A 24538-nucleotide genomic window follows, 5' to 3' on the forward strand; every position below is an offset into this window, starting at 1 on the left:
CGTGTTGGCGATCTCCCCGTAATACTCCGGCGCGCCACGACCGCACTCGGCCACCGCCACCGCAATCGTCTCCTTATGCACGTCCAGCCCGATGTAGGCACCGTAGACGTTGCTCGCTTGCTCGAGCACTCGCTTCACCCCGGCCTGCCCCGTCACCGGGCCTGCATCCTTCACCCCTTCCGCGATAAACTCATTCATGACCTGCCCCCTCGATAATGGCTCTGTGTTGAAGGTGGTTATCCCAACCCCGAAAACATAACCCACGCTCTCGAGGTCGGGCAGGTCAATCCATGATGTCTACGGGATTTGGGGTGTGCTGACCAGGTATCCGGGTTCCCGGCGGTGGGGGCGGGCACGTTGGTGGGGGTGTGCGTGACGGAGGCCATCCCGGCTCTCCGCCGCGCTGCGGCCGGGATGGCCTTGCAGGTGCTGACCCCAGGCTACCCACTTCCTTCTTACCCCTTCGCGCGCTTCCCGTCTTCCTGTGACACGCGATTGTCTGTGTGCCGTCGGTGGTTAAAGGCCGGGAGACCGCGGCTCAGTTGTCGCCGTGTGTGGCGGTGACTTCCAGGTCCAGGCGCCCGCGCGCCAGACGTGCATGCACGCGTTCGCCGCTGGCGGTCTGATCCGCAGCGCGCAGGACTTCGCCCTCTGTGGTCTGCAGGATCGCGTAGCCGCGTTCCAGCACTGCCTCCGGGCCCAGTGAACGCAGCTGGCGCGCAGTGGCGTCCAGCTGCCGCTGGCGGGCGACGAGGGCCTGGTGGGTGGCCGTTTGCAGTTGGCGTTGCAGGCGGGCGAGAGCCTCGCGCCGCTGCAGGATGTCGTGGTCCGGGCGTACCCGCACCAGGCGCTGGCGCAGGTGATCCAGGCGCATGCGGGCGGATGCCAGGCGGGTGCCGGGCGAGGCGCCCGCCAGACGCAACCGGGCGTGTTGCAATCGCACCCGGGCGCGTTCCTCGAGGCGTGACCACGCGCGCTGCAGGCGTTCGCGCTGGTCGTCCAGGCGTTGGGCATCGCGTTCCAGCATTTGCCGCGGGTGGCGGCGTTCCAGGCGCGTATGCAGGGCGGTCAGGGTCTGCTGGTGGCGCGCCACGCGCTGGCCCAGCAGCCCGCTCAGGCGTTCGCGGGCCCGCGCTAGCTGGTGGCGCAGGGGCGCGGCATCCGGGCTGACAGCCTCCGCCGCGGCGGTGGGCGTGGAGGCGCGCAGGTCGGCGACGAAATCGGCGATGGTGGTGTCGGTCTCGTGCCCCACGCCGCTGACCACGGGGATCGGGCAGGCGGCGATGGCGCGCGCGACGCTCTCCTCGTTAAAGGCCTTCAGGTCTTCCAGGGAGCCGCCGCCGCGGGCGAGGATGAGTACGTCGACCCGGCCCTCGGCCGCGGCCTGTTCCAGGGCCGCGACAATCTGGCCGGCGGCCTGGGCACCCTGCACCGCGGTGGGGTAAAGCGTGACCGGTAGCAACAGCGGGAAGCGCCGCGCCAGGGTGCGCTCGATGTCGTGGCGCACATCGCCCTGGGTGGAGGTGATCACGCCCAGGCGGTGGGTCCAGGCGGGCAGTGGCTGCTTGCGCTCGGCGTCGAACAGGCCCTCGGCGGCGAGCTTTTCCTTCAGGCGCTGGAAGGCGGCCAGCAGGCGGCCCTCGCCGGCCGGTTGCAGGGCCTCGACGATCAGCTGGAACTGCCCGCGGGCGCCGTAGATTCCGGCTCGCCCCTGGATCTGTACGGCGTCGCCGTCGGCAAAGCGGGCGGCCTGGCGGGAGCGCCCGCGGAACAGCACGCAGCTCACCGAGGCGTTCTCGTCCTTCAGCGAAAAGTACTGGTGCCCGGATGCGTATTGACGCAGGTTCGATACCTCGCCCTCCACGCGCACGAGGCCAAGCCCGTCACGCAGCAGGCCGTCGGCACACTGGTTGAGCTCGGTTACGGAAAAGACGGGGGCGTCGCTCATGGGGGGCTCGATGGTTACAGACGGGTGAAGACGCGCTGGAAGACATCGGTGCCGCGCCCGACGGGGTCGACCCGCAGGCGGGCCTCTTCTTCCGCGAGGGCGTGGAACAGGCCGTCCATGGTGTGGTCCAGCACATGCTCGGCCAGGTCCAGGCGGACGTTTGCCAGAAACGGGATGTCGCGCATCCGCGACTCCAGCTCGCGGTGGGTCGTCATGGCCTCCACGGCGTCCAGGCTGTGCTCGATCGCGGGACGCATGGCCTCAGTCAGGCGCGGCCGCATCTGTGTTTCCAGATGGCGGGTGGCGGCGTCCTCGGGCCCCAGCAGGATGCCGCGGGCATCGTCGAGATCGAGCGCGAAGATCGCCCGGATGAAGGGTTCCCGGGCCTGCCATACCGCATCCTCGGCCGCGCGGTTCATGCGCTCCTCCAGGGTGTCCAGCGGCGCGGCCATGCCGAGTCGGCCCAGCGATCGCCGTGTGGTGGCGAGCACCTCGGGCAGGGGGATGCGCACGTCCGGGTTGCCGTAGAAGCCGTTGCGCCGGCTGAGGGTCTCGGAGGCGGCGTGGGTCGCGATGACCAGGGCCTCGTGCACCGCCTCGATCAGCTCGGCAGTCGACAACCCGGCGAATTCCGGTGGCCGGGTGATCAGCGAGCGGAACATGTCCTGACCGAAGCGCCACCAGTCGGCGCGAGCGCTGGACGCAGTGGCCAGGCCGAGGCCGGGGGCCAGCAACAGGGCCAGCGCGGTGCGTCGGGTGATGCGGGCCGTAGGCGCGCGCTCGGGCATGGGTCTCGCCTGGCAGGGGGCTCGGGATGGATTCGCATCCTATCAGGGTGCTGTCCGGGCGTCTGCGCACGGCCCTTGCATGTGTGTCTGTGCTTGTCCCGGAAGGGCCCGAATTCTATACTGAACGGCTATTTATCCGCCCCCGGGATTTTCCCCCTTGCGTCCCGGCGGGCCTGGCCTGGAGTGGTGCATGCGGATACTCGGTGAAGCCCTTACCTTTGATGATGTACTGCTGATCCCGGGGCATTCGAATGTCGTTCCGCGTGATGTCGACCTGGGTACCCGGATTACCCGCGAGATCACGCTGTCCGCCCCGGTGGTGTCGGCCGCGATGGACACGGTCACCGAGGCCAACCTGGCGATCGCGATGGCCCAGGAGGGCGGGCTCGGGATCGTGCACAAGAACATGTCGGCGGAGGCCCAGGCCGCCGAGGTCCGGCAGGTCAAGAAATACGAAAGCGGTGTGATCAGCGAGCCGATCACCATCGGCCCGGATGCGAGCATCGGCGACGTGGTTGCGCTGACCGACGCCAATCACATCTCCGGCGTGCCGATCGTTTCCGGCAACGACCTGATGGGTATCGTGACCTCCCGCGATCTGCGCTTCGAGACCCGCATGAACGCCCCGGTCTCGGAGATCATGACCCCGCGCGAGCGCCTGGTTACCGTGCCCGAGGGGGCCGACCGCGAGCTGGTGCTGGAGCTGCTGCACAAGCACCGGATCGAAAAGGTGCTGGTCGTCAACGACGACTTCCAGCTACGCGGGATGATCACGGTCAAGGACATCCAGAAGTCCACCGAGCACCCGCATGCCTCCAAGGACGAGCGGGGCCGTCTGCGCGTGGGTGCCGCGGTGGGTGTGGGTGAGGGCACCGATGAGCGCGTGGCCGCGCTGGTCGAGGCCGGGGTGGACGTGCTGGTGGTGGATACCGCGCACGGGCATTCCCAGGGCGTGCTGGATCGCGTCGCCTGGGTAAAGAAGCACTACCCGGACGTGCAGGTGATCGGTGGCAACATCGCCACCGCCGATGCTGCCAAGGCGCTGGTCGCGGCCGGGGCCGACGGCGTGAAGGTCGGAATCGGGCCGGGCTCGATCTGCACCACCCGCATCGTGGCCGGCGTGGGCGTGCCGCAGATCACGGCGATCTCCGATGTGTCCGAGGCGCTGAAGGGCACGGGTGTGCCGATGATCGCCGACGGGGGCGTGCGCTTTTCCGGGGACCTGGCCAAGGCGATCGCCGCGGGCGCCGATTGCGTGATGCTGGGCTCGATGTTCGCCGGGACCGAAGAGGCCCCGGGCGAGGTCGAGTTGTACCAGGGCCGCTCCTACAAGATCTATCGCGGCATGGGCTCTTTGGGCGCGATGCAGCAGGGCTCCTCGGATCGCTACTTCCAGGATCCGAACAGCTCGGCCGACAAGTTCGTGCCCGAGGGGATCGAGGGCCGGGTGCCGTACAAGGGCTCGATCGTCGCCATCATCTACCAGCTGATGGGCGGGCTGCGCTCGTCCATGGGCTATGTCGGCGCACACAACATCGAAGAGATGCGGACCAAGCCGCATTTCGTCCGCGTGACCGCCGCCGGCATGCGCGAGAGCCATGTGCACGACGTGGCGATCACCAAGGAAGCCCCGAACTACCGCATGGACTGACCCGGCCACGATGGCCGGGTATCCCTACCTGACATACTCCCGGCCCGCAGGCCGGGATACCGGATGACCTCATGACCCAGGATCTTCACGCCCACCGCATTCTGGTGCTGGACTTCGGTTCCCAGTACACCCAGCTGATCGCCCGCCGCGTGCGCGAGGCCAGGGTCTACTCCGAGGTGCATGCCTGGGACATGCCGGCGGCCGACATCCGGGCGTTCAATCCCACTGCGATCATCCTCTCCGGCGGCCCCGAGTCGGTGAATGTCGACCAGCCCCCGCGCGCCGAGGACGCGGTGTTCGAGCTGGGGGTTCCGGTACTGGGCATCTGCTACGGCATGCAGACCATGGCCGCGCAGTTGGGTGGTCGGGTCGAGCCGTCGGAGCGTCGCGAGTTTGGCTATGCCCAGGTGCGCGCCCGTGGCCATACGCCGCTGTTGCGTGACATCGAGGATCACACTACGCCGGAGGGCTATGGTCTGCTGGACGTGTGGATGTCGCACGGCGACCACGTGACCGAGCTGCCGCAGGGCTTCCGCTTGATGGCCTCCACCGATTCCGCACCGATCGCCGGCATGGCCGATCCGGATCGCGGCTTCTATGGCGTGCAGTTCCACCCCGAGGTGACCCACACCACCCAGGGCCAGCGCATCATCGAGCGCTTCCTGCACGATATCTGCGGCTGCGCGGCGTTGTGGACGGCCGACAACATCATCGACGACATGGCCGCGCGGGTGCGCGAGCAGGTCGGCGACGATCACGTGGTACTGGGCCTGTCCGGCGGGGTGGACTCCTCGGTGGTGGGCGCGCTGCTGCACAAGGCGATCGGCGACCAGCTGACCTGCGTGTTCGTGGATACCGGGCTGCTGCGCGAGGGCGAGGGTGACCAGGTCATGGCGACCTTCGCTCGCCACATGGGTGTGCAGGTGATCCGTGTGGATGCCGAGGAGCGCTTCATGAGCGCCCTGGCGGGCATCCAGGACCCGGAGGCCAAGCGCAAGATCATCGGCGGGTTGTTCATCGACGTGTTCGACGAACAGGCTGCAAAGCTCGACAACGTGCAGTGGCTGGCCCAGGGCACGATTTACCCGGACGTGATCGAGTCGGCCGACTCCAAGACCGGCAAGGCCCACGTGATCAAGTCGCACCACAACGTGGGCGGCCTGCCGGAGAACATGAAGCTGGGGCTGGTCGAGCCGCTGCGCGAGCTGTTCAAGGACGAGGTGCGCAAGATCGGTGTCGAGCTGGGCCTGCCCACCGAGATGGTCTATCGCCATCCGTTCCCCGGGCCGGGCCTGGGCGTGCGCATCCTCGGCGAGGTGAAGAAGGAATACGCCGACCTGCTGCGCCGCGCCGACGCGATCTTCATCGAGGAGCTGCGCAAGGCCGATCTCTACGACAAGACCTCGCAGGCCTTCGCGGTCTTCCTGCCGGTGAAGTCGGTGGGCGTGATGGGCGACGGCCGGCGCTACGACTACGTGGTGGCCCTGCGCGCGGTGGAGACCATCGACTTCATGACCGCGCGCTGGGCCCACCTGCCGTACGACTTCCTCGACCATGTCTCGCGGCGGATCATCAACGAGATCCCCGGCATCTCCCGCGTCACCTACGACATCTCCGGCAAGCCCCCCGCCACCATCGAGTGGGAGTGAGTGGAAAGACCCGCAATGGCGGGTGCTGACCGGCGTCATATCGGAGGCTTCAGGATCCTGCTTAGCCCACGGCCCGTAGCACGACTACCGGCCGTGGGGCTACGCCTTGCCTCGGAAGACACGGTGCACTAACGCGAGCGTGTACATTGATCGGCGGTTACCTAGACTGTGCCGAGGTGGACTTCCTGGAATAAACGGATCCCATGTTCAGACGCATCAGAGCGGGTGACTGGATTGTCGTGGTGTTGCTGCTGCTGCCGGTGCTGGTGGCGTGGCCGCGTTGGTGGCCGCGGCCGGGCGCGGGCGCGGCCGAGGTGCTCTCGGCGCTTGGTCACCTGGCCGGCGTGCTGGGTCTGAGCGCGCTGCTGGTCGGTGCAATGCTGAGTGTGCGCCTGCCGGGCCTGGATCGCTGGTTCGGCGGTTTGCCGCGCATCTGGACCCTGCACCGGATACTGGGTTTCGCAGCCTTCATCCTGATCATGCTGCACGTGGTGTGGCTGGCCTTCGGGGCGCTGCCCATTTCTCCGGAAGCGGCCATCCAGGTGATCTTTCCGCCCCTTGAACACGGGGCGGTATGGATCGGTTGGGGCGCATTGGCGCTGATGCTGATCTTTCTCGCGCCCACCTTTCAGTTTTTCGGCAGGCCGCATTACCAGCGCTGGAAGCGCCTCCACCTGTTGTCGGTGCCCGCGTTCCTGCTGGCGTTCGCGCACGCGGTCATGCTCGTGGAGCATGCGCTGCTCTGGTGGGGGCTCGCGGCCCTGGCGGTTGCCGCAGTGCTCTGGCGCAAGGTGCTGTCGCCCCGGCTGGGGCGCCATGATTATACCGTCGAGGCCGTGACCGCCCTTGCGTCCAACGTGGTGGAGATCACCCTTGCCCCGCGGGGCCGGGCCATGTCGCATGCCGCGGGACAGTTCATGTACCTCACTCCCCACGACCCGGGCCTGGAAGCCGGCCGGGGAGAAGAGCACCCCTACACCCTCTCTTCGGCGCCAGGCGAAGACGTTGTCCGGGTGGGTATCAAGGCCCTGGGCGACGCCAGCCGGGCATTGCAGACGGTGACACCGGGAACCGCCGTGCAGATCGAGGGCCCCTACGGGCAGTTCTTCGAGCGATACGAGCCGCAACGCAGGCAGCTCTGGTTCGGTGGCGGCATCGGCATTACGCCCTTCGTGTCCGGCGCCCGGGCCCTCCAGCGGGAGCCCGGGGCCGGGCCGGAGGTCACACTGATCTACCTGGCCAATCGACCGGACCGCGCCTATTACATGGACGAGCTTCGGGAGATCGCGCAGGGGCACCCGCGTTTCGATGCACAGATCCATTATTTCCAGGATCGCGGCCCCGTGGACGAAGCGTTCATCCGCGCCCATTGCCCGGACCTGGTGGAACGGGAGATCTACATCTGCGGGCCGCCCGGCATGGTGCAGCACCTGATGGGTCTGCTAAGCCGCGCCGGTGTACCCAGGGGTCACATTCATACGGAGGCGTTTGATTTCCTATGACCGTGAACAAGATTGCCTACACCGCGTTCGTGGCCTTCTGCACCGTGATCGTCACCCTTTGGGCCGTCAGCGCGCTGGTCGCGGAGACCCGCGAGACCCACGACGATCAGCGCCTGGTGACGGAACCCGAACTCGCGGCCCACGACAGTGCCGAGAGCTGCTGGAAGGCCATTGATGGCCAGGTGTACGAAGTGACGGACTATATTCCGCGTCACCCCACCTCCGAGGACGTGATACTGGAGTGGTGCGGCCGTGATGCCACCGAAGGCTGGTACAACAAGACGCCCGGGCGTCCGCACAGCCCCAGGGCCGCCGTCATGCTGGAACAGTACCGGGTAGGGCAACTGGCCGATGCACCGGCACCCCAGGCACGGCCCGAGGCTTCAGCGCCCACGCGGGAACCCGCCACCCATCCGCCGGGCCGGGTGCTGCTCGGCCTGTCGCCCGGGACGTACCTGGACGGGCGCTATCGAGGCGTGTTTTCGGACCGGGGCGCGATGCAGGTCAATATCCAGTTCGATCTGCGGGACCATCATTTCTACAACGTCCGGTTCCGGTACCTGAGCTACCGGGGGGTGGATTATCTGGCGCTTGAGGAGCACGAGGAACTTCATGCCGTGACGCGCCAGCACCGTCAGGCCATCGATTACCTCGAAGGCCGGCCGCTTTCGGCCCTATTCGATCTCTACGCGCCGGAGCATGTGGTGGACGACATCGACGCCTTTACCGGCGCGACCCTGAGAGGTAACAAGCTGATCTCGGCCATTCGTGATGCGCTCAACCGCGGCGTTTATCAGTGGCGGTGACATCCATGCGCGAGTACTGTTTAGCCCGGGTGCATTACCGCTTTATTGGAAAGGGAATTCGTTCCTTGCATACCGCCCGGCTAGGTTTCTGATAGCGGATGGTCGTCAGGTAAAAGATTCATACAACATGCCGGGAAGTCCCATGAAATTGATAACTTTCAACGGGCCTGCCTGACATGTCTGGGTGGTCCGGTTCCCTGGATGAGCTGCAGCGTCGGTTTGCCGAAGCGCTTCCCGACAAGCTGGAGAACCTTCGCAGCCAGTACCAGAAGCTCGACCCGTCCGACTGGGAGCCCTCCCTGGCGGAGAGCCTGCTCCATCAGCTCCATAGCCTGACCGGCAGTACCGGTACCTTCGGCCTGGCCGCGATGTCGGCCGCTTCGCGAGAACTGGCGACCCGTATCAAGAACATTGTGGAGGCGGGCACCCCGCCAGGGCATGAGGCGTGGGCGGCCATTGGCTCCGAGCTCGTGCGCCTCGGGGATCTCGCGCACAGCCAGGGTCATGGTGTCTCCCACGGCCCGGACTCGTTTGTACCCCCCACAAACCCGAGCCGCACGCCGGTCGTCCATTTGGTCGAGGATGACCTCGAACAGGCCGAGTATCTGGCTCGGGTCCTTCGCGATGATGGCTATCAGGTCAAGGTCTTTACCATTCTGGAGGACTTTCGCACGGCGTTCGCAGAAGACGACTTGCCCGCCGCGGTCGTGCTGGACATGGTCTTCCCCGAGGGCGACAACGACGGGGCCGAGCTGCTGGCGGAACTCCAGGCGAAGCAGGAACATTGTCCGCCGGTGGTGTTCGCCTCGGTGCGGGACGATCTGGACGCACGTCTGGCCGCCTACCGGGCCGGGGCCAGCCGTTACCTCCACAAGCCGCTGGACCCGCGGGTGCTCGTCGACGTGCTGGATATCCTCACCGCCCGTGTTCCCGTGGAACCCTATCGGGTGCTGCTGGCCGACGACGATCCCTTGCTGCTGGAGGCCGAGGCGGCCGTGCTGCGGGCCGCCGGCATGACCGTGCAGGCGCTGACACAGCCGCGCGATGCCCTCGATGTCCTGGATGACTTCCGACCGGACGTGGTGGTGCTGGATGTCTATATGCCCGATGTCAGCGGCCCCGAGGTGGCTGCCATCCTGCGCGAGCGCGATGGTTCTCTGACGCTTCCGATCCTGTTCCTGTCTGCGGAGACGGACAAGGACAAGCAAATAGCGGCCCTTGGCCTTGGCGGCGACGATTTCCTGGTCAAACCGATTCAGGCTGAACATCTGGTTGCCGCCGTCACCGCCCGGGCGCGGAGGGTTCGCCAGAGCGCATCGGTGCAACGTCGACAGCAGGACTTGTCGTACGAACGGGAACGCGAACACCTTGCCCTGGATCAGCACGCCATCGTGAGTATCGCGGATGTCGCGGGCAACATCATCTATGCCAACGACAAGTTCTGCGAGATCAGTGGCTACGAGCGCGCAGAACTGATGGGCCAGGACCACCGCATGCTCAAGTCGCAGGAGCACCCGCCGGCGTTCTATGAGGCCATGTGGGAGACGATCTCGTCGGGACAGGTCTGGCATGGCGAGATCTGCAACCGGGCGAAGGATGGTTCGTCTTACTGGGTGGAATCGACCATTACCCCGTTTCTGGACAAACACGGGCTGCCCTACCAGTACGTCTCGATCCGTACCGACATCACGCACGTCAAGGCGGCCGAAACCGCGCAGCGCGCGCAGAATGCCATGCGCACTGTGGTCGGCGAGGCCGCGGGGAACTTGCTGGCGGCTGGCGCAGGATCGCTGGATGCAGCCATCGATCAGACCCTGTCCGGGATCGGCAGTCACCTGGGAGCCGACTGCGCCTATTTGTTCCAGTTCTCGGAAGATGGTGCGCGCATGAGCAGCAGCCACGAATGGTGCGCTCTCGGTGTGGACCGCAAGAAGGAGGATCTGCAGGACATCCCGCTGACGGCGGTTCCCTGGTGGCGGGATCATCTCCAGCGCGACGAGCCGGTGATTGTTTCCGACGTGGCCGCACTGCCGCCCGATGCGGCGGCGGAGAAGGCCATGTTCGAGTCCATGGGCATCCGGTCCTTTTCGGGGTTTCCGATCCGGCGCGGTGGGAAGAGCCTGGGATCCATCTGCTTCCATCATCGGGTTGGCACCCATCTGGAATCGATGAGCCAAGATCTGCTGAGTTTGCTCGCCGGACTGGTGGGCAGCGCACTGCTTCGTGCCGCGGTCGATCGGGAGATCCGGGAGCAGCAGCGTTTCACCCAGGATGTTCTGGATTCGGTATCCGCACACATCGCCGTGCTGGACCGGGAGGGCGTGATCGTCGCGGTCAACGAACCCTGGCGGCGCTATGCAGCGGAGAACGCACCCGAGGCAGCTGACGCGGATCGCCGTGACGACGTCGGTACCAACTACCTTGATATCTGTCGGCAGGCCGAGGACACCACGGAGCCGAAGGCCAGTGACGTGGCCAGAGGGGTCGAGGGCGTCATCGAAGGGTGCTTGCCCCATTTTCGGCTCGAGTATCCCTGCCATTCGCCCACCCGGGCTCAGTGGTACGAAATGACGGTGCTGCCATTGACGCACGATGGTGGTGGCGTCGTGGTGAGTCACGCCAATATAACCGAGCGGAAATTGGCCGAGGAGGCGGCGGAGACCGCGAAGGAGCGCCTGCGCCGGGGGCAGCTGTTCGCCAATGTCGGCACCTGGGAATGGAACATGGTTACGGACGAGTTGTACTGGACCGAGCGCATCCCGCCGTTGTTTGGCTATTCCGAAGGCGAGCTTGAGACCTCCTACGACAATTTTCTTGCCGCCATCCATCCGGACGACCGCGACGCGGTGAGTGCCGCGGTAAACGCCTGTGTGGCGGACGACGTGCCCTACGACATCGAGCATCGCGTGGTGTGGCCAGACGGCACTGTGCGCTGGCTCCTGGAGCGCGGTGCCGTGGTGCGCGACGCCGGTGGCAAGCCGTTGCGCATGCTCGGGGTGGTCCAGGACATCGATGGCCGCAAGCGTGCCGAAACGGCCCTGGCGGAGCGCGAGCGGCTACTCCTGGAGGCACAGGCCCTGGCATCGCTCGGAAACTGGCGGGCCGATCTGGTCAGCGGCGAGTTGTTCTGGTCCGACGAGATCTACCGTATCTTCGGCCATGAACCCGGCGGTATTATCCCGAGCATCGAGGTGTTTCATGCAGCCGTTCATCCGGATGACCTCCAGCGGGTTCGCGACGATGTGCTGGAAGCCGAAAGGACCGGCCGCCACGATATCGTGCACCGCATCGTCCGGCCCGACGGCAGCATTCGCCACGTCCACGAACTCGCGCAGGCGGAAACGGACGCCGATGGCCACCTGATTCGCCTGACGGGGACAGTGCAGGACGTGACCGATCGGGTCGAGGCCGAACAGCGCGTGCGCGAGAGCGAACAGCGTTTCGCCTTCGCCGTGGAGGGGGCCGGCGATGGCGTCTGGGACTGGGACGTCGCAACAGGCCGCCTGCTGTTGTCGGGCTATTACGAGCCCATGCTGGGCTACGAGACTGGCGAGATGGAGCCCCGTATCGAGGCCTGGAAAACCACGGTTCATCCCGATGACCTGGAGCGGGTGCTCCAACGGCTCAACGACTACCTCGAGGGTCGCAGCGATCGATACAGCGCGGAGTTGCGGCTGCGCTGCAAGGACGGCAGCTACAAATGGGTGCTGTGCCGGGGCACGGTGGTGGAACGCGATGCCCGGGGTAATCCGGCCCGCCTGATCGGCATCCACAGCGACATTGACGCGCGCAAGTCCGCCGAGGAGACCCTGCAGATCTTCAAGCATGTGGTCAATTCCGTTCTGGATGGCGTGCTGGTGATCGACACGGCAGGTGTTATTCAACTGGCCAGTCCCGCAGTTCGGACCATCTTTGGGTACGACCAGCAAGACTTGGTGGGGCACAACGTATCCATGCTCATGCCAGAACCGGTGCGTTCGGAACACGACGGCTACCTGCAGCGGTATCGGGCCAGCGGTGAAGCGCACATCATCAATCGACTCGTCGAGGTGACCGGGCAGAAGGCCGATGGGGCCGAATTCCCGCTGGAGGTCTCGGTCAGCGAAATTGCGATTGCCGGGCAGCAGTACTTCGTCGGGTTGCTCCGTGACATCAGCGAGCGCAAGCAGGCCGAAGAGGCCTTGATCGCTGCGCGGGAGGAAGCCGATCGCGCCAATCAGGCCAAGTCCGAGTTCCTCTCGAGCATGAGCCACGAGCTGCGGACGCCGATGAATGCGATCCTCGGGTTCGGCCAGTTACTGGAATACGACGACAGCCTTGGCGAGGAACCACAGGAGAATGTCAGCGAGATCCTTCGGGCTGGCAAGCATCTGCTGGAACTGATCAACGAAATACTGGATCTGGCCAAGATCGAAGCCGGCAGAATCGATATGTCGCTGGAGCCAGTGGAAGTCGATCCGGTCGTTCAGGAATGTCTCTCGCTTGTGGGTACGGCGGCCGACCAGCGCCATATCCATCTTCACCACGAGGGGACCGAGGGTGTCATGGTGCGGGCGGACCTGACCCGATTGAAACAAGCACTTCTTAACCTGGTCTCCAATGCGGTCAAGTACAACCGCGACGGCGGTCACGTGAAGGTCGACACGCACCGTGAGGGCTCCGACCGGCTCCGGATCCGGGTTGCCGACACCGGCAACGGCATCCCGGAAGACAAGCTGGAAGATCTGTTCGTCCCCTTCAACCGTCTGGATGCCGAGAACAGCGGGATCGAGGGCACTGGCATCGGCCTGACGCTCACCCGGCGTATGGTGGAACTGATGCGTGGCACGGTAGGGGTGGAGAGCGAGCCGGAAGTGGGCAGTACCTTCTGGATCGAGCTGCCGCTGGCGGAGGCGAAGGGGAGCCCGCTCTGCGGCGAGGAGCCTGCATTGCCCCGGGAGGCGTCTCCCGAGGACTGCGGGCTCTCCGATGAGCAGAGCCGGACCGTGCTGTACATCGAGGATACCCCCGCGAACCTGAGGCTGGTGGAGCAGCTAGTTGGGCAGTTGCCGGAGGTCCGCCTGCTCACTGCCCATACCCCGTGGCTGGGTATTGATCTGGTTCGGGAGCATCGACCGGATCTGATCCTGCTGGACATCAACCTGCCGGGCATGGATGGCTACCAGGTACTGGAGGTGCTCCGGGCCGAGGCTGAGCTGGAGCGAACCCCGGTGGTGGCGGTCACCGCCAATGCCATGCCGCGTGACATCGAACGCGGTATGGCGGCGGGTTTTGCGGACTATCTGACCAAGCCGCTCAATGTCGGACAGTTTCTGGACACGGTGCAGCGCCACCTCGCGAAAAGTACGACATGACGCCCGGGTGGGGCGAGACCTCTCTAGGGCTGATCTTCCAGGTCTACGCGCTGGCGTTCTTTGTTCTGGGCATTGCCGCGCTGCACGGCATGCGCCGGGAGCGCGGCTCCGGGCTGGCACCCCATCTTGGGTGGCTGGCCGCCTTTGGTGTGCTGCACGGGCTGCAGGGGTTCATCGACGGTGAACGCCTGCGGGATCCCGCCCCCGGGCTTGCGGTGCTGAGTGCCGTTCTGATGGTCAGCTCCTTTGCCGCCCTGCTGGAGTTCGGTCGGCGTCTGTGGAACGAGCGGCCCGGGGGGCGCCGACTGGCCGCGCTGCCCCTCTTTGCCGTGACCGGTCTGGGTATCGGCGCTGTCATGTGGGTGGCCCCCGCGGCCGCTGCCGGGCTGGAACTGGGCACACGCTACCTGCTTGGGGCACCGGCGGCGGCCCTGGCCGGCATCGGGCTGCTCTCCCTGGCGGGGGGCACGACCCGTGCGCAGGATACGTTCGCGCGCATCCGCTGGTTGCGCATCGCAGCCCTCGCCATGCTGGGCTACGCCGCCCTGACCCTGTTGCCGTCCCCGGCTTCCGGGCGGCTGCTGGCAGAGTGGCTGCCCACGACGGCGGATTTCCTTGCCGCCAGCGGATGGCCGGTACAACTGGTGCATGCTGCGCTTGCGGTGTTGCTTGCGGCGGGTTTTGTGATCCTCAACCGGCAAGGCGATACCCTTGCCGCCACCACCCTGCGCCGGGTGACGGACAATCTCGACGGGTTCGTGTACCGCTGCCGCAATGATCGCGACTGGACCGTGACCTTTATGTCCGAGGGCGGGGAGAACCTGACCGGATACCCGGCGGCTGACTTCCAGCGCGGCGCACGCCATTTTGCTGACCAGATTTATCCCGATGATCAGGAGTGCGTGTGGAACGAGGTCCAGGCCGCGCTGGCGCAGCGCGTCGAGTTCCGTTTGCAATACCGCATGCTCGATCGCGCGGGTCGCGTTCGCTGGTGTTACGAAGAGGGCCGTGGTCATTTCGATGCCCGCGGTGAACTGTTGTACCTGGAAGGCCTTGTCCGTAATGATGACGAACGTCATCGGGCCGAGGATGCTCGCCGCCGCATGCAGGCGCTGGTGGAAGGGGCACCGGAGGCGGTGGGATGGGCAGACCCCGATGGAACCGTGCTGTATTTCAACAGGGCTTTCCGGAATCTGCTGGCGATGCCGGAGGATGCGGACCCCTCCGATGGTTACCGCGTTCAGTCGTTTTACGATAACGAGGTTTTTGCGTTTCTTGAAGCCACGGTTCTGCCGACGGTCGCGACCAGCGGCCAATGGACCGGCGAACTCGCGCTAAAAGCCCTGGATGGGCGTTACATTCCGACCCTCAACAGTGTGTTCGCTCTCCCCGGCGAGGCGGGAGAGGCGGAAGTCATTGCGAACGTGATCACCGACCTTACCGAGCTCAAGCGTGCCGAGGCCGCCCTGGCCGAGAGTGAATCGCGTTACCGCCAGTTGTTCGAGCTTTCCACCGACGGGATTGCGTACGCCGATACCGAATCCACAAGTCTTGTGAGTGCCAATTTGAGCTTTGCCAATATGCTGGGGTATGCGCAGGCAGAGATCGCCCAGCTGTCGGTCCGGGACATTTATCCACCAGACGACCTGTCCTGGGTGCTGGAGCAGTTCAGCGAGCTGGCCAGTGGGCACCAGGCAGTGGCCCGGGATGTCCCCGTTTTGCGTCGCGATGGTTCGGTGTTTTACGCCGATATATCGGCCAGCTGGGTCACTGTGTCAGGCCGCTCGCTCATGGTCGGTGTTTTCCGAGATGTGAGTCAGCGCCGGATCGAAGCGCAGCGCATTCAGGATCTGAACGAGACGCTGGAGGCGCGGGTGCTCGAACGCACGGCGGACCTCGAGCGCGCCAACGCCGCGAAGAACGAATTCCTGTCGCGCATGAGCCACGAACTGCGCACGCCTCTCAATGCCATCCTCGGCTTTACGCAGGTGCTGCAGCTTCCGGGGGGCGCGCCTCTGAGTACGCAGCAGGCCGACAATGTCCGCGAGATCCATCATGCCGGGGAGCACCTGCTGGGGCTGGTCAACGAGGTGCTGGACCTGGCCCGTATCGAGGCCGGGCAGCTGGAGATCGCCCCCGAACCGGTGGCCCTGGTTCCGGTCCTTGAGCATGCCGTGGCCCAGATCGAGATGCGCGCTAGGGAGCGTGACATCCCGTTGACGCTGCAGGCGCATGAGCCTAGCACGGTGCTGGCCGACCCTCTGCGCCTGCGTCAGGTGCTTCTCAATCTGCTTTCCAATGCCGTCAAGTACAATCGCGATGGGGGCCAGATCGACGTCGGGTGCGAACCGGCGACGGACGGGCGGGTGCGGGTGAGTGTGCGCGACACGGGCCACGGCCTGAGCACCGAACAGCAGGCACGCCTGTTCCGGCCCTTCGAGCGTCTGGAGTCGGCCTATGAAGGCATCGAGGGCACCGGCATTGGTCTGGCCCTGGCGAAACAACTGGTCGAGGGCATGCAGGGCAGCATCGGCGTGGACAGCGTGCCCGGCGAGGGCAGCACCTTCTGGTTCGAACTGCCGCTCAGCGATGACAGAGCAGACATGGATCACGACACACCTGCGTCGACGAGCAAACCCGACCCTGCGACCCAGGGCAAATCGCAAACCATCCTGTATATCGAAGACAACCCGGCCAACCTGCGTCTGGTGCAGAAGATCCTCGACAGGCGCGCCGATATCGAACTGCTTTCTGTGGAAAATGCGGAGGATGGTTTGGTCCTGGCCGGACAGGAGCGCCCGGACCTGATCCTGCTGGATCTCAACCTGCCGGGCATGGACGGCTTCGAGGCCCTGCAACGCATGCGGGCCGACCCGGTCACCCGTGCCATCCCGGTGATCGCTGTCAGTGCCAACGCCATGAAGCGCGATATCGAGCGTGGCATGGCCGCGGGGTTTCAGGATTACCTTGTCAAACCGATCAACGTGCGGGATTTGTATATTGCCATCGACACGCACCTTGCCTCACCCAAGAGAACATCATGAGTAACGGACCGCACGCGCTCGCCCGGATCCTTGTAGTCGACGACGAGCCCGCCAATCTCAAATTGTTGGACAAGATGCTGCGCAGCCAGGGGTACGAGGCTCTTGTGCTGATCGACGATCCGCGCGAGGTCCTGACCCATTACCAGACAGCGCGTCCGGACCTCATCCTGCTGGACATCAATATGCCGCACCTGGACGGCTACCAGGTGATGGAACAGCTCAAGGCGCTGGATGATCTTCTGCTGCCGCCCATCGTCATCCTCACCGCGCAGCACGCTCAGGACTTCCTGCTGCGGGCGTTGAGCGCCGGGGCGCGTGACTACATCACCAAGCCGTTCGACCGCAACGAACTGCTGATGCGGGTGCACAATCTACTCGACGCACAGCTGGCGCACCGGCTGGTCCATGACCAGAAAGATGCGCTGGACCGGCTGGTGGCGCAGCGTACCCACGAGCTGTATTCCACCCGGCTGCAGGTGGTACAGCGGCTGGGCCGGGCGGCGGAATATCGCGACGAGGAAACCGGTTACCACATCCTCCGCATGTGCCATACCTGTGCCCTGCTGGCGCGGGAGATCGGCTGGGACGAGGCGCAGTGCGATCTGATCCTGAATGCGAGCCCGATGCACGACATCGGCAAGATCGGCATCCCCGACGCCGTCCTGCTCAAACCGGGGCGGTTCGAACCCCACGAATGGGAGATCATGAAGACCCACGCTACCATCGGCGCTAGTCTTCTGGAGGGCGATGACAGCGATCTCCTGCGTATGGCCCGTGAAATCGCCCTGGCCCATCACGAAAAATGGGATGGTAGCGGGTATCCCAATGGGCTTGCCGGCGAAGCCATTCCCCAGTCCGGACGGATTGCCGCCCTGGCGGACGTGTTCGATGCGCTGACTTCGGAGCGCCCGTACAAGGAGGCCTGGACGGTGGAGGCGGCGGTCGACATGATCCGCGCGAACCGCGGGAAGCACTTCGATCCCGTGCTGGTGGACGCGTTCCTCGACGTGCTGCCCGAGGTCGAGGCAATCCGTCAGCGTTTTGCGGATCCGGGGGAGTCTCGCTGATGCCGCCGCGGGATGGGGCCGCGCAACGCACGCCTGGGGCGGTCCCCGGCTCGTCGGGAGGGGATACCGCGTGAAACCGCCTCCCCGTCTCGCGAATGAACCGGAACGGCTTCGAGCCCTGCGGGCACGAGGGCTGCTGGATACCCCGGACGAGGAGCGGTTTGATCGACTCACGCGTCTGGCCAGGCGGATGTTCGGGGTGTCGATCGCGTTGGTTTCGCTGGTCGACGAGGACCGGCAGTGGTTCAAGTCCCGGCAGGGGCTCGAGGCCCCGGAGACCGGGCGTGACATCTCCTTTTGCGGTCACGCGATTCTCGGGGACGATATCCTCGAAATCCGCGACGCGCGCGCGGACTCCCGGTTTGCCGACAACCCGCTGGTTACCGGGGAGCCGCAGATCCGGTTCTATGCCGGCGCGCCGCTTGTCACCTCTGATGGTTACCGCGTGGGCACCCTTTGCCTGATTGACGGCCAGCCGCGGCAGTTGAGCGAGGACGAGCGCCGATCCCTGCGTGACCTCGCCGATGCGGTCGAGGCGGAAATCGACTCCACTGAACAGCAGGCGCTAAGCGATGCCCTGGAAGGCCTGCGGCGGCTCGGCGAGGCCATCACCCGTGCCCAGTCGGAGTTCATTCGTGATACCGACGAGGACCGCAGGCAGGCCTTCGACGGACTGCTTGCGGACATCCTCGAGCTGACCCACAGCGAATACGGCTTTATCGGGGAAGTGCTGTACCACCCGGAAGGGCTTCCTTATCTCAAAACCTATGCCATCAGCAATATCGCCTGGGATGATGCGACCCGGGCCTTCTACGCGGCCAATGCGCCCCGGGGGATGGAGTTCCACAACCTGGAGACCCTGTTCGGTGCAGCCCTCACCAGCGGCGGGCCGGTGATCGCCAACGACCCCGCCCGCGACCGGCGCAGCGGGGGGCTGCCCGAGGGACATCCACCGCTCGAGGCCTTTCTCGGCATCCCGATCGAGCATGGCGGCGAGCGGGTCGCCATGCTGGGGATTGCCAACCGCCCCGGTGGCTACGACCAGAGCCTGGTGGCGTTTCTGCAGCCGCTGCTGGTCACGCTGGGGCAGTTGACCGATGCGGCCCGCATCCGGCGCCGGCACCGCGCCGACCAGGAAGAGCTGGCGCGGCTGTCGCGGGTGGCCAGCGAGGCCACCAATGGCGTGATCATCACCGATGCCGAGGGCCGGGTCGAATGGGTCAATGACGGTTTTACGCGGCTGAGCGGTTACACCCTGGACGAACTGCGCGGGCGCAAGCCGGGCAAGCTGCTGCAGGGCGAGGGGACGGATCCGCAGGTAGCGGCGCGGATCGGGGCGGCAGTGGCGCGGGGCGATCCCTTTCAGGTCGACATGCTGAACTACCATCGGGATAACCGACCGTACTGGGTTCGCATCCAGGGCAATCCGTTGCGCGACGAGCACGGCAGGTTGCAGGGCTTCATGGCGATCGAGTCCGATGTGACCCGAGAAAAGGAGGACGCGGAGCGCATTCGCGAAAGCGAGCAACAGTTTCGCTCGCTGGTCGACAATATCCCCGGCATTACCTATCGCTGCCTGCCGGACGACGACTGGACCATGCTCTACATGAGCGACCAGGTGGACCCGCTGTCAGGCTATCCCGCGAGTGAGTTCATCGACAACGCTGTTCGTAGCTACGCCAGCGTGATCCATGGCGACGACCTGGCACGGGTGAAGGGGGCGGTCGACCAGGCGCTGCGGGCCGGGACCGACTGGGTCGTCGAATACCGGATCCGGCATCGTGACGGCGGTATCCGCTGGGCCCAGGAGCGCGGCTCGGCGGTTCGCGACGACGCGGGGCGGGTGTGTTATCTCGATGGCTTCATCCTGGATGTGACCCGGGATCGGGAAAACCGCGAGCAGCGCCAGCGCCAGCTGGAGGCCTTTGCGGCCCTCAACGACATCGCGTCGATGACCACGCTGGGGCTCGGCGAACAGCTCGAGCGGGCATTGCAGCTGGGAACGGATTTCCTTGGGCTGGAACTGGGTATCGTCAGCCGCATCCGGGGTGACGATTACGAGGTGCACGCCTGTGTCGCACCTCCCGGTACCGCTCTGGAGCCTGGACAGCACTTTTCCCGGAGCAGGACCTATTGCGACCTGATCTTCGCAAAAGGGGAACTGGTGGCCATCGACCACATGGCGGCCTCCGGGCATCGTGGGCATCCGTGTTACGAGCAATTCGGGCTGGAGGCCTACATTGGCGTGATTGTGGAGGTGCAGGGTGAACGCTATGGCACCCTGAATTTCTCGTCGGTGCAGCCGCGTCCGGTTGGGTTCAGTGATGGCGAGCGCATGTTCGTGCGTCTGCTGGCGCGCTGGATCGGTTCGGCGATCGAACGCGACGCGGCGGCGCGCGCGCTGAGACTCAGCGAGACCCGTCTGCGCGGGTTGTTCGAGCTATCGCCGGTCGGCATTGCCCTGAACGATTACGCGACCGGGGCCTTCGTGGACCTCAACCAAGCCCTGTTGCACCCGACCGGTTATACCCGCGAGGAATTTATTGCCCTGAGCTACTGGGACGTCACCCCGCGGGAGTACGAGCCAATGGAGCGCCAGCAATTGGAGCGCATGGAGGCGACCGGTCGTTACGGCCCGTTCGAAAAGGAATACATCCGCAAGGATGGCAGCCGCTATCCGGTGGTCCTCAACGGGATGGTGGTCCACGACAACACCGGGCGCAAACTGATCTGGTCGATCATCGAGGATATCTCGGAGCGCAAGCGCATCGAGCGCATGAAAAACGAGTTCATCTCCACGGTCAGCCATGAGTTGCGCACGCCGCTCACCTCGATCTCCGGTTCCCTGGGCCTTGTGACGGGTGGAGCGGCAGGGGCGTTGCCGGAGCGGATGCAGGCGATGCTGGAGATCGCTCACAAGAACAGCAAGCGCCTGGAACTGCTGATCAACGATCTGCTGGACATGGAAAAGCTGGTGGCCGGCAAGATGCGCTTCGAGAGGCGCGAGCAGCCGCTGTTCCCGTTGCTGGAGCAAGGCGTGCGCGACAACCAGGGATATGCCGAGCGTTACCAGGTGCGCCTGGTGCTGGACGCGGAGGACGATGGGGCCCGGGTGGTGGTGGACGCCGACCGTCTGCAGCAGGTACTGGCCAATCTCCTCTCCAATGCGGCCAAGTTCTCGCCGGAGGGCAGCGAGGTGAGGCTGGCGGTGGATCGGGACGGGGAGCGGGTGCGTGTCTCGGTGAGCGATCACGGCCCGGGGATTCCGGAGGCGTTCCGCGAACGCATCTTCCAGAAGTTTTCCCAGGCCGATTCCTCCGACAGCCGCCAGAAGGGCGGCAGTGGTCTGGGGCTCGCGATTACCCGGGAACTGGTGGAGCGCATGGACGGCGAGGTCGGGTTCGACTCCGTCCCTGACGAGGGGGCGACCTTCTGGTTCGAGCTGGGATGCCACCTTGATGAGGCCCGCGGATGAGGCCTTTGTGGTCAGAGCCGGTGGGCCGTGGGCTTGCGACGTTGGCGCTGGCCCTGCTGGCGGTGGCCGGCAATTACTTCCATCTGCCGCTGCTGTTCGGTCTGGACTTCATCTTCGGTTCGATCGCTGTGATGCTAGCGGTGCTGCTGCTGGGGACGCTGCCAGCGGTGATTGTCGCGATCGCCGGGGGGCTCTACACCCTGGTCCTGTGGGGCGTTCCGTATCCGATGGTGGTGTTTGTGATCGAGGCGTTGGTGGTGGGCCTCGTTTACCGGCGCTGGCTGCACAATGTGGTTGTGGCGGACCTGCTGTACTGGCTGGTGATCGGCGTTCCACTGGTATTGCTGTCCTATCGCGGCCTGATCGGGATGGACTGGGAACCCACCACCATGATCGCCCTGAAGCAGGCGGTGAATGCGCTGTTCAACACACTGATCGCCAGCTTGCTGGTGATGCTGTGGCGGTTGTCGGGTCGCGGCGCGCAGGCCTCCCGGCTGGGCAGGCCGTCGCTCGCGAGTCTGTTGTTCCACGCGATGCTGCCGGTCACCCTGCTGGCGGGCCTGGTCCCTATCCTGCACGAGGGCTATCAGCAGCGCGACGGGCACGAGGCCTTCATGGTCGAGCGCCTGCAGGAACGCGCCGAGAATCTGTCCGAGCGGCTCGCAACCGATTACCGCGAGGGACGGGTCCGCTATGACTACCATCTGGGGCGGGTGCAGACGCGCGAGGACCTGGGGCTTGCGATTGTGTCCCCGGAAGGTCGGGTGCTGGCCAGTCGGGGCGACGTCCGCAGCGTGCTGGAGGCGTCGGACGGCCAGGTGGAGCCCCGGGATCGGGAGCTTTCGATCTGGTTGCCGGGCGGTTCGATGTCGGCCGTGGGTCGCTGGGGACAGGGTTCCTACTTCGTTGACGCGCCGGTGGGCCCAGTGCCGGATGTCGCGCAGGTGTATGCGGAGATGCCGGCGGCGCCGGTGGTCCGGGCGCTGGAGCAGCAGCGCGTCGAGCTGTTTGCTCTGCTGACGATAATCGTGGCCCTGGCCATCCTGTTCTCGGCCGCCTTGAGTTATGCCATCAGCCGTCCATTGCACAAGCTGGATGCGGTCAGTGCAGGACTGAGTTCGGACATTGCCGCGGGGCGTTCGCCGGTACTGCCGGAAAGTCGGATTCTCGAATACGACGGCCTGGCCGAAACCCTGCGGGAGATGTCGCGGCAGTTGGTGGCCAGTTTCCGCCAGCAGGCGCAGGCGCGAAGCGAACTCGAGTCCGAGGTGCAAGCGCGTACCGCACAGCTTGCGCAGACCGCCGATCAGTTGCAGGCGGTTCTGGCGGCCGCGTCGGAATTCGCCATTGTGGTGACCGACCGCGATGGTCTGATCACCCTGTTCAACCCGGGTGCAGAGAAGATGACGGGATATGCCGCCGACGACCTGGTCGGCAAGCAATCACCCGCCCTGTTCCATCTCTCCGAGGAGATTGCAACACGCTCGGCCGAACTGAGCGCCGCCTATGGACGGCCTGTCGAGGGCTTCCGGGCCTTTACCGAGGTAGCGGATCGCGACGGTGCGGAAACGAGGGAATGGACTTTTGTGTGCAAGGACGGTGTGCGCATCCCCGTCTCCCTGACGGTGACACCCAAGACCGACCAAAAGGGAAATATCACCGGCTACCTGGGTATCGCCGAGGATATCACCGAGCGCAAGGCCGCTGAACAAGCCCTGCGCGAGAGCGAACAGCGCTTCCGGGATACCGCCCAGCAGCTGACACTGGCTGCCGAGGCGGCACAACTGGGCGTATGGGATCTGGATCTGGCCAATGGTCGGCTTGACTGGGATGCAGGGATGTTCCGGATCTACGGTTTGGGAGAACAGGATTTCGGACATGCGGTGGAAGAATGGACCTGCAACCTGTTGCCGGAATCCCAGGAGCAGGCTACGGCGGACTTCGAGCATGGACTGGCCCACCCTGAAACCCCCTATGAGTCCGAATTCCGCATTCGTCGGGGTGATGGCCAGATTCGTCATATTCGCGCCATAGCCCAGGCCATATCCGGCCCGGGAGGGCGCGCAGAACGGGTGATCGGCATCAATGAAGACATCACCGAGCGCAAGGCGGCCGAAACGGCGGTAGTGGAACACGCCCAGCACACACAGGCCATTCTCGACAACATGGTGGACGGCATCATCACCATTGATGTGAACGGGATCATGCAGTCATTCAACCCCGCCGCGAAGCGCATCTTCGGTTATGGGGCCGACGAAGTACTGGGCCGCAACGTCCGCATGCTCATGCCCAGTCCTCACCGCGAGGCTCATGACAGTTACCTGCGCAACTACCAGAGAACCGGAGTGGCACGCATCATCGGCATTGGCCGCGAGGTGGAGGGCCAGCGCAAGGATGGCAGTCTGTTCCCCATGGAGCTCGCGCTATCGGAGATCACCCAGCATGGCCAGCCGCTTTACGTGGGGATGGCGCGCGACATCACCGAGCGCAAGCGGGTGGAACGCATGAAGAACGAATTCGTCTCCACCGTCAGCCACGAACTCCGGACGCCACTCACGTCGATTTCGGGGTCCCTTGGCATGGTGGCCAGTGGGGCCCTCGGCGAATTGCCAGAAAAGGCGGGGGAAATGGTTGCGATTGCCCAGCGCAACAGTGAGCGTCTGACGCTGTTGATCAACGACCTGCTGGATATGGAGAAGATCGCGGCGGGCAAGCTGCACTTCGAGATGCGGCCGCAACCCCTGAAGTCCCTGCTTGATCAGGCACTGGAAAGCTATCAGAGCTATGGCGACCAACACCAGGTGGAACTGGTGCTCGAGAGCGGCGTGCCCGAGATCGATGTTCGGGCCGACGGCCGGCGCCTGATGCAGGTGATGGGCAATCTGCTGTCGAACGCCGTGAAGTTCTCGGTCCCCGGCGGCTCGGTTCGGGTCTCAGCGCAGGCCCTGTCCGCGCCGGACGCCTGCGTCCGGGTGAGCGTCGCGGATGATGGTCCAGGGGTTCCCGAAGACTTTCGCGAGCACATCTTCGAGAAATTCGCACAGGCCGATGCCTCTGACACGCGGCAGAAGGGTGGCACGGGTCTGGGCCTGGCGATCACCCGGGAACTGGTGGAACATATGGGTGGGCGCATAGGGTTCGACTCGGTAGAAGGCGCGGGGGCCACCTTCTGGTTCGAACTGCCCCTTGCCCTGGACTCGGGGTCCTTTGCATTAACCGCAGGACGGTAGCTGCGCGCGGGCCGAGACGCGCAC

At 65.2% G+C, this 24538-nt stretch carries 11 protein-coding genes and 1 pseudogene; 9 read left to right on the forward strand and 3 right to left on the reverse strand.

From position 1 onward, the window contains the following. From F618_RS14930 to F618_RS0112740, 3 genes and pseudogenes are all read right to left on the reverse strand, one after another. Positions 1-198: pseudogene (locus F618_RS14930) on the reverse strand (IS110 family transposase); the annotation flags it as partial. A gap of 340 nt (positions 199-538) precedes the next feature. Then, positions 539-1948 carry an exodeoxyribonuclease VII large subunit gene (gene xseA / locus F618_RS0112735; RefSeq protein WP_019568788.1) on the reverse strand — a complete coding sequence of 470 codons (1410 nt, stop codon included), beginning with the start codon at positions 1946-1948 and terminating at the stop codon, positions 539-541. Between the two features lie 14 nt (positions 1949-1962). After that, positions 1963-2736 carry a DUF4197 domain-containing protein gene (locus F618_RS0112740; RefSeq protein WP_018167972.1) on the reverse strand — a complete coding sequence of 258 codons (774 nt, stop codon included), beginning with the start codon at positions 2734-2736 and terminating at the stop codon, positions 1963-1965. A 190-nt stretch (positions 2737-2926) separates the two neighbouring features. Here F618_RS0112740 and guaB point away from each other — a divergent pair, with 190 nt between their 5' ends. The 9 genes from guaB (at position 2927) to F618_RS0112785 (ending at position 24514) form a co-directional block, all read left to right on the forward strand. Further along, a complete protein-coding gene (gene guaB, locus F618_RS0112745) occupies positions 2927-4387 on the forward strand; it encodes an IMP dehydrogenase (protein WP_019568789.1) in 1461 nt (486 codons plus the stop codon). Positions 4388-4458: 71 nt separating this feature from the next. Then, the gene (gene guaA / locus F618_RS0112750; RefSeq protein WP_018650431.1) at positions 4459-6036 is read left to right on the forward strand and encodes a glutamine-hydrolyzing GMP synthase; all 1578 of its coding nucleotides are present in this window, start codon (positions 4459-4461) and stop codon (positions 6034-6036) included. Positions 6037-6239: 203 nt separating this feature from the next. After that, positions 6240-7538 carry a ferric reductase-like transmembrane domain-containing protein gene (locus F618_RS0112755; RefSeq protein WP_019568790.1) on the forward strand — a complete coding sequence of 433 codons (1299 nt, stop codon included), beginning with the start codon at positions 6240-6242 and terminating at the stop codon, positions 7536-7538. Beyond that, positions 7535-8344, forward strand: a complete 810-nt coding sequence (locus tag F618_RS0112760; RefSeq protein ID WP_019568791.1) for a cytochrome b5-like heme/steroid binding domain-containing protein — start codon at positions 7535-7537, stop codon at positions 8342-8344. The genes F618_RS0112755 and F618_RS0112760 overlap by 4 nt, the downstream gene beginning before the upstream one ends. Before the next feature lie 176 nt (positions 8345-8520). Then, positions 8521-13698 carry a PAS domain S-box protein gene (locus F618_RS0112765; RefSeq protein ID WP_019568792.1) on the forward strand — a complete coding sequence of 1726 codons (5178 nt, stop codon included), beginning with the start codon at positions 8521-8523 and terminating at the stop codon, positions 13696-13698. Next, a complete protein-coding gene (locus F618_RS0112770) occupies positions 13695-16742 on the forward strand; it encodes a PAS domain S-box protein (protein WP_019568793.1) in 3048 nt (1015 codons plus the stop codon). Before F618_RS0112765 ends, F618_RS0112770 begins: the two co-directional genes overlap by 4 nt. Beyond that, positions 16739-17809 (forward strand): HD-GYP domain-containing protein, encoded by a 1071-nt coding sequence (locus F618_RS0112775; protein ID WP_019568794.1) that lies wholly within the window; start codon positions 16739-16741, stop codon positions 17807-17809. Before F618_RS0112770 ends, F618_RS0112775 begins: the two co-directional genes overlap by 4 nt. 136 nt (positions 17810-17945) lie before the next feature. Then, entirely contained in the window at positions 17946-21284 is a 3339-nt protein-coding gene (locus tag F618_RS0112780; RefSeq protein WP_081620909.1) for a PAS domain S-box protein, read from the forward strand. A 20-nt stretch (positions 21285-21304) separates the two neighbouring features. Beyond that, on the forward strand, positions 21305-24514 hold the full coding sequence (locus F618_RS0112785; protein WP_019568796.1) for a PAS domain S-box protein: 3210 nt from the start codon (positions 21305-21307) through the stop codon (positions 24512-24514). Positions 24515-24538: the final 24 nt, after the last annotated feature.

This window comes from Thioalkalivibrio sp. ALMg13-2 (assembly GCF_000381185.1).
GTDB lineage: Bacteria > Pseudomonadota > Gammaproteobacteria > Ectothiorhodospirales > Ectothiorhodospiraceae > Thioalkalivibrio > Thioalkalivibrio versutus.